At 69.4% G+C, this 13,939-nt stretch carries 12 protein-coding genes and 1 pseudogene; all 13 read left to right on the forward strand.

The window, feature by feature from the left end; translation table 11 throughout:
- Positions 1-84 precede the first annotated feature (84 nt).
- Entirely contained in the window at positions 85-1,173 is a 1,089-nt protein-coding gene (locus tag FVE89_RS09985) for an efflux RND transporter periplasmic adaptor subunit (RefSeq protein WP_202130692.1), read from the forward strand.
- The gene (locus tag FVE89_RS09990) at positions 1,166-4,327 is read left to right on the forward strand and encodes an efflux RND transporter permease subunit (RefSeq protein ID WP_160533859.1); all 3,162 of its coding nucleotides are present in this window, start codon (positions 1,166-1,168) and stop codon (positions 4,325-4,327) included. The genes FVE89_RS09985 and FVE89_RS09990 overlap by 8 nt, the downstream gene beginning before the upstream one ends.
- Positions 4,328-4,928: 601 nt before the next feature.
- Positions 4,929-5,657, forward strand: coding sequence for a cell division protein DivIVA (locus FVE89_RS09995; protein ID WP_246730574.1), 729 nt, complete (start codon positions 4,929-4,931; stop codon positions 5,655-5,657).
- Positions 5,658-5,799: 142 nt separating this feature from the next.
- Positions 5,800-6,171, forward strand: a complete 372-nt coding sequence (locus FVE89_RS10000; RefSeq protein WP_160533860.1) for a hypothetical protein — start codon at positions 5,800-5,802, stop codon at positions 6,169-6,171.
- 164 nt (positions 6,172-6,335) lie between these two features.
- On the forward strand, positions 6,336-6,866 hold the full coding sequence (locus tag FVE89_RS10005) for a hypothetical protein (RefSeq protein WP_246730576.1): 531 nt from the start codon (positions 6,336-6,338) through the stop codon (positions 6,864-6,866).
- Between the two features lie 212 nt (positions 6,867-7,078).
- Positions 7,079-7,210: a hypothetical protein gene (locus tag FVE89_RS31505; RefSeq protein WP_281408959.1), complete on the forward strand. Its 132-nt coding sequence runs from the start codon at positions 7,079-7,081 to the stop codon at positions 7,208-7,210.
- Positions 7,211-7,685: 475 nt separating this feature from the next.
- Positions 7,686-7,974, forward strand: a pseudogene (locus tag FVE89_RS31050) (IS630 family transposase); the annotation flags it as partial.
- Between the two features lie 178 nt (positions 7,975-8,152).
- Positions 8,153-8,833 (forward strand): TetR family transcriptional regulator, encoded by a 681-nt coding sequence (locus tag FVE89_RS10010; RefSeq protein WP_160533861.1) that lies wholly within the window; start codon positions 8,153-8,155, stop codon positions 8,831-8,833.
- Between the two features lie 41 nt (positions 8,834-8,874).
- Entirely contained in the window at positions 8,875-10,068 is a 1,194-nt protein-coding gene (locus tag FVE89_RS10015; RefSeq protein ID WP_160533862.1) for an ABC transporter substrate-binding protein, read from the forward strand.
- A 30-nt stretch (positions 10,069-10,098) separates the two neighbouring features.
- Positions 10,099-11,265: an acyl-CoA dehydrogenase family protein gene (locus tag FVE89_RS10020; RefSeq protein WP_160533863.1), complete on the forward strand. Its 1,167-nt coding sequence runs from the start codon at positions 10,099-10,101 to the stop codon at positions 11,263-11,265.
- Positions 11,266-11,278: 13 nt separating this feature from the next.
- Complete coding sequence (locus FVE89_RS10025; RefSeq protein ID WP_160533864.1) at positions 11,279-12,433, forward strand: CoA transferase; 1,155 nt, start codon at positions 11,279-11,281, stop codon at positions 12,431-12,433.
- Position 12,434: 1 nt separating this feature from the next.
- Positions 12,435-12,887 carry a MaoC family dehydratase gene (locus tag FVE89_RS10030; protein WP_160533865.1) on the forward strand — a complete coding sequence of 151 codons (453 nt, stop codon included), beginning with the start codon at positions 12,435-12,437 and terminating at the stop codon, positions 12,885-12,887.
- Positions 12,884-13,750, forward strand: coding sequence for a CoA ester lyase (locus FVE89_RS10035; protein ID WP_160533866.1), 867 nt, complete (start codon positions 12,884-12,886; stop codon positions 13,748-13,750). Before FVE89_RS10030 ends, FVE89_RS10035 begins: the two co-directional genes overlap by 4 nt.
- Positions 13,751-13,939 lie beyond the last annotated feature (189 nt).

Raw genomic sequence — 13,939 nt, forward strand, 5'->3', positions numbered from 1 at the left:
AGCCAAGCCCATCCGGGTGTATCTGGCATCTAAACCGGGATATTTCGGCAATAGGAGGGGCATGACGTGGGTGTGCGAGGGCCCTTGATCGTCGCAGGCGTGCTGATCCTGGCGATCGGCGCGGCCATCGCGGCGCCCGACGCGATCCTCCCTGCCCGGGCGGCCCCCTACCTCAAGGACCTGCGCACGCAGCTCGAAGCCTTCCTGCCCGACCTGCGCCGGGCGCCCGTGGCCGAAGCGCGCCTGCCCCCGCCGCGCACCGCCATCGAGGATGGGCGTACCTTCGTCCGGTTGACCGACGCCGAGCGGGCGCGGATCGGGCTCGTCACCGAGACGCGGCCGGCCGTGCTCCACCGGCAGGAACTGACCGCCTACGGCACCGTCCTCGATATCGCGCGCATCACCGAACTCGCCAACAGCTACGCGGGCGCCGTCGCGGCGCTTCAGACCGCCCAGGCGCGGGTCGAGGTCTCGGCCAGCGCGGCCCGCCGCGCGCGCAATCTCGGCGCCGGGGTGGTGGCGGTCGCCCAGATCGAGACCGCCGAGGGCACGCTGCTCACCGATCGCGCCGCCCAGACGGCCGCCGAATCGCAGGTGCGCACGCTCAGCGCCACCGCACGGCAGGAATGGGGCCCGGTGCTCGGCAAGGCGATCATCGACCGCGCCCCCCTGGTGACCCGCCTGATCGAGCGCGCGGATTTCCTGGTTCAGGTGACGCTGCCGCCTGGGGAAAGCCTCGCGACGCCGCCCCAGTCCGCTTCAGCCGAGGTGCCGCCGCAGAGCGAGCGGGTCGCCCTGCGGCTGGTCTCGGCGGCGACCCGGACCGATCCCCGCATCCAGGGGCAGAGCTTCTACTATCTCGTCTCCGGCGAGAGCGGCCTCCTGCCCGGCACCAGCACCATGGCGTTCCTGCCGGCCGAGCGATCGGTTCGCGGCGTGCTCGTCCCCGAGGACGCGGTGGTCCACGGGGAGGGGGGGACCTGGGTCTATCGCGGCGCGGGCGATGGCGCCTACGTGCGGCACCCGATCCGGCCGGACGCGCCGTTGTCGGCGGATTCCTTCGTGGTCGAGGATCTGCCGGACGGCGCCGAGATCGTGCTGCGGGGCGGGCAAGCGCTCCTGTCCGAGGAGATGAAGAGCCGCATCCGCGTGGTGGGTGACGACGATGACTGAGCCCGCCGCGGAGGCCGGCCGCTTCGGTCCGCAGGCCGCCCTCGTCGGCTTCGCCGTCCGGCAGCCGCGCGTCGTGCTGGCTTTGGCCTGCGCGCTCCTGGTCTTCGGCCTCTACGCGCTCGCGGGCGCCCGCTACGACGTGTTTCCCGAATTCGCGCCCCCGACCGTGACGGTCCAGACCGAGGCGCCGGGGCTCGACTCGGAGCAGGTCGAGGTGCTGGTCACCCAGCCGGTCGAGGTCGCGGTCGGCGGCCTGCCCGGTTTGGAGACGCTGCGCTCGACCTCGATCCAGGGCCTGTCGGTGATCACCGCGGTGTTCAAGGCCGGCAGCGACGTCGACCGCGTGCGCCAGCGCGTCAACGAACGGCTGGCGGCGCTGGCGGGGCGCCTGCCCGACGGGGTGGCGGCGCCCGCGATGACGCCGCTCACGTCCTCGACGCTCACGGTGCTGCTCGTCGGGCTCACCGCCGCCAAGCGCGACGCCATGGACCTGCGCCACGTGGCGGAATGGACCGTGCGCCGCCGCCTTCAGGCGGTGCCGGGCATCGCGCAGGTGTCGCTCTATGGCGGGGCGGTGCGCGCGCTTCAGGTCCAGATCCGGCCGGACGACCTGATCCGCTACCAGATCGGCCTCAACGACGTGCTGGCGGCCGCCCGGAAGGCCACCGGCGTGCGCGGCGCCGGCTTCGTCGATACGCCGAACCAGCGCGTGCTGCTGCGGACCGAGGGGCAGTCGCTCACCCCGGAGGCCCTGGGGCAGACGGTGCTGCACAACGATGGCGGCCCGAGCGTGCTGCTCTCGGACGTGGCGACGGTGACGGCCGCCCCGGAACCCGCGATCAGCGCCGCCCTGGTGGATGGCACGCCCGGCGTCCTGCTGATGGTCGGCGCCCAGGTCGGCGTCGATACGCGGGCGGTGACGGCCCGCCTGGAAACCGCCCTCGACGAGCTGCGCCCGGTCCTGCAGCGGGAGGGGGTCGCGCTGCGGGCCGACCTGTTCCGGCCGGCGAATTTCGTGGATGTCGCCACCGGCAACGTCCTCCAGGCGCTCGCCCTCGGCGGGGTGCTGGTGGTGATCGTGCTGCTGGTCTTCCTGGCGGACTGGCGCGCGGCGCTGATCAGCGCGACGGCGATTCCCCTGTCGCTGATCGCGGCCGCGCTCGCCCTCCAGGCCTGGGGCGAGAGCCTCAACACCCTGACGCTCGGCGGTCTGGCGCTCGCCATCGGCGAAGTGGTCGACGACGCGGTGATCGGCGTTGAGAACGCGTCCCGCCGGCTGCGGGCCGCGCGGGCCGAGGGGCGCGGCGGCGCCCGGGTGGTGCTCGGCGCCATGCTGGAGGTGCGCAGTTCGGTCGCCTACGCGACGCTCGCCGTGCTGCTGATGTTCCTGCCGGTCCTGGCGCTCACCGGGGTGGCGGGACGCCTCTTCGGACCGCTCGCGCTCGCCTATATCGCCGCGGTGGTCGCCTCGCTCCTCGTGGCGCTCACGGTGACGCCGGCCCTCGTGCTGCTCCTGCTCGGCGGTCGTTCGGCCCCCGGCGAGGCGCCGCGCGAGCCCCCAGTCGTGCGCTGGAGCCGGGCGGGCTATCTCGGGCTGCTGGCGCGGATCGGCCGGGTGCCGCGGCTCGCGATGCTGGCGAGCCTCCTGGTCACCCTCGGCGGTGCCGCCATCCTGCCCACCCTCGGGGCGGTGTTCCTGCCCGACCTCCGCGAGGGCCACATGATCCTGCACATGGTGGCGGTGCCCGGAACCGCCCTGCAGGAATCGCAGCGCCTCAGCGGTCTCGTCACCGCCGACCTGAAGGCGATCCCGGGGGTGCGGGCGGTCGCCGCCCAGATCGGGCGCGCGGAGGCCGGCGAGGATACGGCGGGGCCGCATTACAGCGAGATCCATATCGACCTCGAGCCCGGCCTCGACGGGGCCGCCCAGCGCCAGGTCGAGGCCGCGATCCGGACGCTGATCGCGGGCTTTCCCGGCGCGGCCTTCTCGCTGAAGTCCTTCCTGACGGAGCGCATCGAGGAGACGGTCTCGGGCTTCACCGCGCCGGTGGTGATCAACGTGGTCGGCAGCGATCTCGACCGGATCGAGGCCGCCGCGCGCTCGGTCGCCCGGGAACTCGCCGAGGTGAAGGGCGCCCGGGACGTGCAGCAGGCTGCGCCGGCCGGCCTGCCGCAGGTCACCGTGGCCCTGCGTCCGGTGGATCTGCGGCACTGGGGGCTCGACCCGGTGGAGGTGCTGGAGGCCGTGCGCACCGCCTATCAGGGCGACGTGGTCGGCCAGAGCTACCGGGGCAACGCGGTGGTCAACGTGCTGGTGATCCTCGACGCGCAGGTGCGGGGCCGCCTCAGCGCGGTCGGCGATCTGCCGCTGCGGGCGCCCGGCGGACGCTACGTGCGCCTGTCGCAGGTCGCCGACGTCTACGAGAGCGCCGGCCGCTATCAGGTTCAGCACCTCGGGGCGCAGCGGATGCAGGCGGTCACCGCCAACGTGGCCGGTCGCGACGTGGCGTCCTTCGTGGCGGCGGCCAAGCGCAAGATCGCCCGCGAGGTCCGGCTGCCGGAGGGCGTCTACGTGACCTTCTCGGGCGCCGCCGAGGCGCAGGCGGCCGCCCGGCGCGATCTCCTGTTCCATGCGGCGCTCGCGGGGTTCGGCATCGTGGTGCTGCTCGCGATCGTCACGGGATCGGCGGCGAACCTGATGCTGGTTCTCGTGAACCTGCCCTTCGCCTTCGTGGGCGGTGTCGCGGCCGCCGCGCTGACCGGCGGCGTGCTGTCGCTGGGCTCGATCGTGGGCTTCGTCACCCTCGCGGGTATCTCGCTGCGCAACAGCGTGATGATGATCGCCCATTACGAGCAGATGGTGAACCGGGACGGCCGCCCGTGGAACGCCGCCACCGCCGCCGAGGGCGCGGCCGACCGGATGGTGCCGATCCTGATGACCTCCCTGGTCACCGGCCTCGGCCTGCTGCCGCTCGCCCTCGGCGCGGGCGAGCCGGGGCGGGAGATCGAGGGGCCGATGGCGCTCGTGATTCTCGGCGGACTCGTCAGCTGTACGATCCTGAATCTTCTGATGCTGCCGGTCCTGGCCGAGCGCTTCGCCCGCTTCCGTCCGGCCACCGTCGAGGATCGTGTGCCGATGGTCCTGCGCTCCTGAACGCCGCGACCGCATCAGGCCGCGCGGCTGAGCATCGATGGCAAAGCCAAAGTCTTGACTGGACCGCCAGGACGATCGGGGCGAAGATCCTGCGAGGCCTGCGAAACAGGATCGGTCAGGAACGCTGCGTCTTCAGACGGACATCAGGGCGATTGCCGGGATCGTGAACGCTGAGAGCCGGCCCGATCGCGTTGCCATGGAGCGGCTCAAAGCCTTTTTGAACGCGCTCTCTTGCGCCGGACCGGCCTCCACTTCAGCGGAGAGCGCTCTGAGCTTGGTAAGACAGCAAATCGAAGCGCGCAGGGCGCTCCGCGGTTGGAAGACGAAGACTTTTTCCAAGATACTCGGTCTTCCGCTCCTGATTGTCTTGCGACGATATTGATTTCCATTGGTCCGTCGGGATGGCGGTCGCCCGAATATGAAGCCGGACCGGCAACCTGAGGGTGCCGTACCGGTCGAGAACCCCCGGGGCCCTTTGGCGACGAAGATTAATTGTGGTTAGGAGGAGCTTATGAAAAGCTAGTAATGGAATACACGATTAACGGCTCATTAACCATGTCTATGTCTTTATCCTGCCATGTTCGCCCCGGGAAAGGCAGCAATGAGCATGATCGCGGCGCCCACAGCCTCTTGGTCCCACATCCTGACGCAGGTCGCGGAAAGTCTGGACCGCATCTCCGAGAAGCCGTCTGCGGAGATCCTAAGGCTTAAACCCGGCACCGGTCCCGGCGAGATGCCGGCGCTGCGCCTGAGCCTCGACACCGAAGACGCCCAAGCTGCCGTGAGGCCGGAGCCCGCCGTCAACGACGCTGAGCCTGTCCCGGCCAGCCTGGCGGCCGCGACGGAAGCGTCGAGACAGGCCCCGACATTCTCCGAAGCCCAGACCGATGCGGTCTCGGACTGGATGACGACCCTCGACATCATCAACGGCATGGTCGGCCTCGCCGACGAGCAGAAGAAGCGCCTTCGCGAGCAGAGCGCCTCCCACGAGGTGCTGATCGAGACCCTGCAGCGCGAGCTGAAGGAGACCCAGCAGCGGCTCCAGCTCTCCGAGATGCGCGCCCATGAGATCCAGACGCGGGCCGATATCCGCCTCCAGCGCGTCCAGGCGGATGCGGATGCGCAGGTGGAGGAGATCCGCGCCGAGGCGGAGGCGCGGGTCCGCACGCTCCAGGCCGAGGCTGAGGCCTGGGTCCGTGCGGCCGAGGAGCAGGTGCGGGTCGCCGATCTGCGCGCCTACACGGCCGAGAAGTGGCTCTCGCGGATCGACGCCGCGGCCAAGACGCTCCTGCTCGGCGGCCATATGGGCCAGATCCAGGCCGAAGGCTGAGAACGAGCGTCCGGACACCATCGCTCCCGCCCCGGCTTCAGGATCGACCATGGACCAGTCAAGACGGATCGAGTCTGACCCTGTGGGCCCTGCGGTTTCGGGCGAAGACGACGCCAGGCCCGCGGGCAGAGCCGAGGCCAAGGTGGTCGTTCTGGGTTCGGTGGCGACGGGCGCGAAATGGTCGAGCCTGCTCGATCGGGTGCGGGGCGCGGCGCACTACATCCGCGAAGTCGAGGATCGGGCGCAGGATTACGAGATACGGGTCCAGGAACTGGTCGAGCAGGTGCGCGCCGACCTTCGGGACGCCGACGCGAAGGTCCGTGCCGCCGAGCAACGCACCGATGCGGCGCAGGCGGAGGCGGCGCTGCTGATCCGGGCCGCGGATGAGCGCGCCCGCCTCGCGGAGGAGCGTGCCGCCTCGGCCGAGGAATGGCTGCGGCGGATTTCCGAGACGATCGAGTCCGAATTCGTCGTCGAGCCTGCCGCGCGCAGGACCGGCACATCGGGCTCCTGAGAACGATGCGCACGGCCCCCGGTCCGCCGGAGAAGCCGGATTTCGGACGAGGCGCGACGGGCGTTCCGCGAGACCACCTGTCGCGAAAACACCTGACGCGAAAACATTTGGCGCGGGATCGACCGGCCGCCGTCTGAGACACGTACGGGCAGAAGGGAATGGCGATGCCAGCGATGGACGAGGCGTTCTGGGCCAATCTCGATGCGCACATCGTCGCGCAACGGCCGGATGGCCAGGACAAGCCGCCGGCGCCCGTCCAGGCTGCCCCGGTCCCCGCCGTGGCGGGCGAGGCCTCGCCCGCACCCCGTCGGGTCGCCTCCGACTGGACCGGCGTGCTCGACACCCTGACGGCGGCCAAGAGCGCCGCCCAGCAACAGGAAGCGCGCCTGCGCGAACAGGCCGCCGAGCAGGACGCCCTGATTCAGGAGCTGAAGCGTTCGCAGCAGGAGGTGCGCGCCTACGAGCAGTTGCTGCGCGAAGTCCAGGCCCAGGCGGATGCCAAGGCCAACGAACTCCGCGCCCGGGCCGAGGCGCAGATCGGGAAGGTTCAGGCGGAGGCTGCCGCGAAGCTGCAGGCCATGGAGGCGCGAGCCCAGGCCGCCGAGCGCCGCGCCGAGGCCGCCGAGGGTTGGCTGGTGCGGATCGAGCAGGCGAGCCGGGACTTGGTGCCGGGCGAGCGTCGGGCCGCAGCCTGAAAGGCGTCGATCGGCGAGTCGGCCCCGTGCACGCCCCCGGCCTCCATGTGGAGCGACATCGTCCGACCGGATTTTCAGTCCGACGGGCCGCGGCCGGCCGGAATGGGGGATCCGGGATTGGGAGCGGGGCGCCGCGCCCGGGTCCCGCCTCCGCTTGGCTCCGCCGACCGCTCCTGGCTTTGCCGCTCGCGCTGACACTCGGCGGCTGTACGATGGTTCAGGCGGATCCGGTCGATCGGACCGCAATCCCGTCGCTCTCGCCGATCAAGGCGTCCCTGCCGCGTGCGGGCGCGGCCGAAGCCGCCGATGATGCGGCGTGGCGCCTGCGGCTGACGCGCCTGTAGAGGCGTTCGATCGGCGCCGATCATCCCTGACCTCGACGAGGCACGATCGGCGCGCGCCGGACGCCCGGTCGGGATGGGCCTGTGCGAGGGGAAGGAGCCCGGTCCGGAGAACGCCAGCGCGTGAATCCGTGGCGAGATCGGCCCATGGGTCAGATCCCCCTCTACGGGATACACGGTCGAAAGTTTTAAAAAACTTCTGGCGCGGGCGATCGGGATCGAACCGACGACATTCAGCTTGGCAGGCTGAATAGGACGTCCCGGGTTGTTCGGACTGCATCAATCCCCTGTTGGCCGGACCATTGATCTCGCACGGCTTTCCGTCCCTTCCCGCCCGCGTGGTGACTTGCCTGGGCGTTCGCCGTCGCGCGTGGTACGCCGCATGAAGGCGTCGAAGGCGGGCAAGGAAAGGTTTAACGGGGGACCGACTCACGCAGGCCCACGTGACGCGGGTCCAGGCCTGATCGCGCACGCCGCCCTGCAGGCCCACAATGTCGCCGGCCTGCGCGAAGCCATCGAACCGGCGGGCGCGCGGATCCTATACCTTCCGCCCGACAGTCCCGCGTTTGATCCCATCGATCCTTCGACAGGCTCAGGTTGAGGCGAACTTCGCCAAGCGGAAGCACCGCCCGCGCACCGCAGCCGCCCGAACCGTGCCCGACCTCTGAGCAGCCATCCGCGATGCCTTCACCCCCTTCACGCCGGAAGACTGCCGCAACTGTCTCACCGCAGCCGGTTACGACGATGATTCGGCCGCCGCTACATGAACGGGAACGGCTCCTTGGCGTCTCAATAGGCGCCGCCGGCGTCGCCCGACTGATCGCACGCGACCAAACCGCCGGAAACGCCCGAGGGGCAATTTACATACATGCATCACTGCATGTATGACGAGCCAAATCACGGGCATTCATGAGATGAGCCGTGGCGGGATCAGAACGCCAGCTTGTGACGGCGGAAGGCGAGCCGGATGCCGACGGTCTGCCTGCGGGTAACCGCCGGCCGCGCGATCCTCTCCAGCGGCGAAGCCAGGCCGAGCGCCGCGCCGCGACGCAGCGCGCCCTCATCGAGGCGGCCATCGAGATCCTGAACGAGCGCGGCTTCAATGCCGCCACTGCCGTCGCGGTGGCGGAGCGCGCGGGCGTGACCCGCGGCGCCGTTCAGCATCATTTCGGAACCACCCAGGCCCTGCTCGTTGCCGTCATGCGGCACGTCTCGCGTGCCCGCGACGAACGTGCCCAGCCCACCCCGCGGGCGCCTGCCCCGCTGAGCGGCCGCGTCCGGGCGCTCATCCAGGAATACCGCCTGCTCTACGACGGGCCGGACGGCGTCGCTCTGATGGAAATCTGGCTCGGCGCCGGCCACGACGAAGACCTGCGCCAGCAGGTCGACGCACTGATGCAGCGGATCACGGAGCGGCGCCTCGACCATTGGCGAAGCGTGCTCGCGGATGTGGCGCTCTCCGATGCCGAGATCGTCACGTTGCGCGGCGTGATGGTGTCGACGCTGCGCGGCGCCGCCATTCATCGCGTCTTGTCGCGGAACCCCAACCAGGCGGCGGCGCAGGTCGATCTGTTCTGCGCCATGACCGAGGCCTGGCTCGTCCGACGGGGGCCGGCAGCTGGCTGAAGAGCGCCGACAGACAACCGATCAGGCAGGAGCAAACCATCATGAGAACGCTTGCGACGATGGCTGCCTTGGGCAGCCTGACCGCGCTCCCATGCGCCGCTGAAGACGCGCAGCCGGTGGTGATCGGCGTCGTCTCGGACATGTCGGGCGTCTACGCCGATTTCAACGGCCAGGGGCTGGTGACGGCGGTCCAGATGGCGGTGAAGGAGCATGACGGGAAGGTGCTCGGCCGCCCCATCCAGGTCCTCTCGTACGATCCGCAAGAGAAGCCGGTGAATGCCCTGTCCAAGGTCCGCGAGTGGATCGACCGGGACCATGCGTCCATGATCATGGAGGGAACGACCTCCGCAATCGCACTCGGCATCCAGAAGCTGACGGAGGAGAAGAAGACGATCTTCTTCGCCTTCTCCGGCACGGCCGCCCTGACCAACGAGGATTGCAGCCCCTACGGCATCCAGTATGTCTGGAACAACTACGCCATGGCGCACGGCGTCGGGAACGCCGAGACGAAGCCCGGCGACAAGTGGTTCTTTCTCACGGCCGATTATACCTTCGGCAAGAGCCTTGAGGCGGAGGCAACCACGGTCGTGACGGCCGCCGGCGGCAAGGTCGTCGGCAGCGCCCGCCACGCGCTCGGCGTGGCCGATTTCTCATCCTTCCTCCTGCAGGCCCAATCCACCGGGGCGAATGTGCTCGGCCTCGCCAATGCCGGGCGCGACGCCCAGAATGCCGTGATCCAGGCCAACGAGTTCGGTCTCCCCGCCAGCGGCACCCGCGTCCAGCCGCTCGTCCTCTTCGACACGGATGTCCGCGGCATGGGCCTGGCGACGGCGCAGGGTCTCCAGTACCTGACCGGCTTCTACTGGGATCAGAACGCGCGCGCGCGAACCTGGTCGAAGGACTTCTTCGCCCTGCAGCACGCCATGCCGACCATGAACCAGGCCGGCGGCTACTCGGCGACCCGGCAATACCTGGCCGCCGTGGAGAAGGCCGGAACGCTGGAGGCTGAGAAGGTTCGCGCGGCGCTCAAGGACATGCCGGTCGACGACGCCTTCACGCAGGGCGGTGTCATCCGTGACAACGGCAGCCTGGCCCATCCCATGTCGCTGATGCAGGTCAAGACGCCGGCCGAGTCCAAGGACAAGTGGGACATCGCGAAGGTCGTGCGGACGGTGCCGGGCGACGAGGCGTTCCAGCCCTTGGCGTCCAGCACCTGCAAGCTTCTCAAGCACTGACGCGCCACTTCGACGGGCCACGAGGACAGGATGAGCTACTCACTCACCGATGACCAGCGCAATATCCGTGCGGAAGTCGAGCGCCTCTGCTCGCGTTTCGACGACGCCTATTGGGCGGAGCGCGAGCGCACCGCCACGTTCCCGGAGGCGTTTTACCGGGCCGTCGCCGAAGGCGGCTGGCTCGGGATAGCGATGCCGCAGGAGCACGGGGGCGCCGCGCTCGGCATCTCGGCCGCGGCCGTGATGATGCGGGCGATCTCGGAATCCGGCGCCGGCATGTCGGGCGCCTCCTCCGTGCATATGAACATCTTCGGGCTCCAGCCCGTCGTCGTGTTCGGCACCGAGGAGCAGAAGACGCGGATGTTGCCGCCGCTCATCGCGGGTCGGGACAAGGCCTGCTTCGCCGTGACGGAGCCTGATGCCGGGCTCAATACGACGCAGATCAAGACCCGCGCCGAACGCCATGGCGACCACTACGTCATCACCGGGCAGAAGATCTGGATCTCGACCGCGCAAGTCGCGACCAAGGTGCTGATCCTGGCCCGCACGACGCCGCTCGACCAAGTGAAACGCAAGACCGACGGGCTGTCGCTGTTCTACACCGATCTCGACCGGGCCAGAGCCGAAGTCCGCCTCATCCATAAGATGGGCCGGCATGCGGTGGATTCCAACATGTTGTTCTTCGACCGCATGGAGGTGCCGGCCGAGGATCTCATCGGCAAGGAGGGCGATGGTTTCCGGCAGATCCTGCACGGCCTCAACCCCGAACGCATCCTGATCGCCTCCGAGGCGGTGGGCCTGGGCTTCGCTGCCATCCGCAAAGCCAGCGCCTATGCCCGGGAGCGTGTGGTGTTCGACCGGCCCATCGGCCAGAACCAGGGCATCCAGCACCCGCTCGCGCGCGCCTGGATGAACCTGGAGGCGGCCAACCTGATGGTCATGCGGGCGGCCGCCCTCTACGATGCCGGGGAGGAATGCGGCGTCGAGGCGAACAGCGCGAAGTACCTCGCCGCCGAGGCGGCGTTCAGCGCCTGCGAGACGGCGGTGATGAGCCACGGCGGCATGGGCTACTCCGCCGAGTACCACGTCGAGCGATATCTTCGAGAGAGCTTCATCCCGCGCATCGCGCCGGTCAGTCCGCAGCTCATCATGAGCTTCATCGCCGAGAAGGTCCTCGGCTTGCCGAAATCCTATTGAGAGGGAGCGCGCGATGACGACCGGCAGCCGGACAGGGGCGCTCGCAGGACTTCAGGTGGTCGACCTGTCCCGTGTTCTCGGGGGGCCTTATTGCACGCAGATCCTGGGCGATCACGGGGCCGAGGTCCTGAAGATCGAGCCGCCCTCGGGCGACGAGACGCGGGCCTGGGGGCCGCCCTTCGTGGCGGGAAGCACCGCCTACTTCCGCGGCGTGAACCGCAACAAGCGCAGCCTGGTCCTCGACCTCGCGACGGAGCAGGGGCGCGACCTGCTCCTCGGCTTCCTCGAAGGGGCCGACGTCCTCGTCGAGAACTACAAGCCCGGCACGCTGGAGAGGTGGGGCCTCGGGCCCGAGGTGCTGGCGGAGCGCTTCCCGAAGCTCGTCCATTGCCGCGTCTCCGGCTACGGCAGCACCGGCCCGCTCGGCGGCATGCCCGGCTACGACGCAGCGATCCAGGCGATGGCGGGCCTGATGAGCGTCAACGGCGAGCCCGACGGAGAGCCGACACGGCTCGGCATCCCGGTCGTCGACCTCGTGACCGGGCTGAATGCCGCCATCGGCATCCTGCTCGCGCTGCAGGAGCGCCAGGTCAGCGGCCGGGGCCAGTTCGTGGAGACCGCGCTCTACGATTGCGGCCTGTCGATCCTGCATCCGCACCTCCCGAACCTGTTCGCTTCGGGTAAGACGCCGGGTCGGACCGGCAACGCGCATCCGAACATCGCGCCCTACAGCAGCTTCCCGACCGGGCGCGGAGCGATCTTTCTGGCCGTCGGCAACGACGGCCAGTTCCGCCGCATGTGCACCTTCCTGGGCCGCCCCGACCTGCCGGACGAGCCCCGCTTCAAGGACAACGCGGCGCGCTTGAACAATCGAGCCGAGCTGGAGGCGATCCTGCGCGACCTGCTGGCGGCGCACGATGCCACCGTGCTGGCCGAGAGCCTCATCAAGCTCGGCGTTCCCTGCGGTCCCGTCCTGACCGTCGCGGAAGCGGTGGCGCACCCGCAGACGGCGGCACGGGAGATGATCGTGGAGATGGGCGGCTACAAAGGCGTCGCCTCGCCGATCAAGCTTTCGCGCACCCCGGCGACCTATCGCCGTCCGCCGCCGGCGCTGAACGATTTCGGCTCCGAGAACGGGACGCCCGCCTCGACCACGGAGGAGCGCTGAGATGGCTGGCCGCTTCTTCGACGAATGGAGCGTGGGAGACGTCATCACGCATGACATCCGCCGTACCGTGACGGAGACCGACAATCTCCTGATCACGACGCTGACCCACAACCCGCAACCGCTCCACCTCGACGCGGACTACGCCGCCGGGACGGAGTTCGGCCGCATCGTGGTGAACGGGACCTTCACTTTCGCCCTGATGGTCGGCGTTTCGGTCGCCGACACGACCCTCGGGACGCTCGTGGCCAATCTCGGCTACGACAAGCTCGTGATGCCGAAGCCCGTTTTCGTCGGAGATACGTTGCGCGTGGAGACGCGGGTCGTCGAGCTCCGCCCGTCGAAGTCGCGGCCCGCAGCCGGCATCGTCGTGTTCGAACATGTCGCGCGCAACCAGCGCGACGAGGTCGTGTGCCAATGCCTGCGCACGGCACTGCTGCAGAGGAGCGCGCGGTGAGGCTCCGCTCGCTTCTCTTCGTACCGGGCGACCGTCCCGACCGGATCGAGAAGGCGCTGGGCTGCGGCGCCGACGCCTTGATCCTGGATCTTGAGGATGCGGTCGCGCCCGGCAACAAGGACAAGGCCCGCGCGGCCGTGGCCGCCTGCCTCGCCAGGACCCCCAGGACGACGACCGTCTTTTGCCGCATCAACCCTCTGGACGGCCCCCTGGCCGAGCAGGATCTCGCGGCGATCGGGTCGGGCCGTCCCGATGGCATCGTCCTGCCCAAGGCTGAAGGCGCTGCCTGCGTCCGAACGCTCGTCGGCAAGCTCGATGCCGGCGGTTGGTCCCGCGTTCCGGTCCTGCCGATCGCCACCGAGACCCCGAAGGCGGTATTCGGCCTTGGCAGCTACTCCGAAGTCTCCGATCTCCTATGCGGGCTCACCTGGGGCGCGGAGGATCTGCCTGCCGCGATCGGAGCAAGTGCATCGCGTGAGGTCGACGGGTCGTACACGCCACCCTACGAAGTCGTACGCACGCTCGCCTTGATGGCAGCCCACGCCGCTGGCGTGCCGGCAATCGAGACCGTCTACCCGGCCTTCCGCGATCTCTCCGGCGTGCGCGCGTACGCACGACGGGGACGTCGTGACGGGTTCGGCGGGATGATGGCCATCCACCCCGACCAGGTCGGACCGATCAACGAGGCATTCTCCCCCACGCCGGATGAACTCGAGCATGCCCGCCGGGTCGTTGAGCTGTTCGAGACCAATCCAGGCGTCGGGACGCTCGCGCTGGACGGACGCATGGTCGATGCGCCGCACCTCTCGCAGGCGCGCAGGATTCTCGCGATGGGCTCCGAGGCGGCCCATTCCAAATCTTAGAGCCGTGCCCGATCGCGTTGCAATCGAGCATGGCTCTCAGCCCAGGGCAATCGCTTCAGCGTGAGGAGGTTTAGGTTCGCGGTCGGGGCGTTTTGTGATTCAGGCGGCGGCTTGCCTCTGGTGCGTTGTCCATGCCGTCTCCGCTGTCGATCCTCGATCACTTCTCGGCCCTGGAGGACCCGCGCCAGC

Source organism: Methylobacterium sp. 2A, assembly GCF_009806555.1.
In the GTDB taxonomy this organism is placed as follows: domain Bacteria; phylum Pseudomonadota; class Alphaproteobacteria; order Rhizobiales; family Beijerinckiaceae; genus Methylobacterium.

Bases quoted from the DNA above. Each gene is read 5' to 3' on its own strand.
- FVE89_RS09990 (WP_160533859.1), top strand. From the start codon at position 1,166: ATGACTGAGCCCGCCGCGGAGGCCGGCCGCTTCGGTCCGCAGGCCGCC.
- FVE89_RS09995 (WP_246730574.1), top strand. From the start codon at position 4,929: ATGAGCATGATCGCGGCGCCCACAGCCTCTTGGTCCCACATCCTGACG.
- FVE89_RS10005 (WP_246730576.1), top strand. From the start codon at position 6,336: ATGCCAGCGATGGACGAGGCGTTCTGGGCCAATCTCGATGCGCACATC.
- FVE89_RS31505 (WP_281408959.1), top strand. From the start codon at position 7,079: ATGGTTCAGGCGGATCCGGTCGATCGGACCGCAATCCCGTCGCTCTCG.
- FVE89_RS10015 (WP_160533862.1), top strand. From the start codon at position 8,875: ATGAGAACGCTTGCGACGATGGCTGCCTTGGGCAGCCTGACCGCGCTC.
- FVE89_RS10020 (WP_160533863.1), top strand. From the start codon at position 10,099: ATGAGCTACTCACTCACCGATGACCAGCGCAATATCCGTGCGGAAGTC.
- FVE89_RS10025 (WP_160533864.1), top strand. From the start codon at position 11,279: ATGACGACCGGCAGCCGGACAGGGGCGCTCGCAGGACTTCAGGTGGTC.
- FVE89_RS10030 (WP_160533865.1), top strand. From the start codon at position 12,435: ATGGCTGGCCGCTTCTTCGACGAATGGAGCGTGGGAGACGTCATCACG.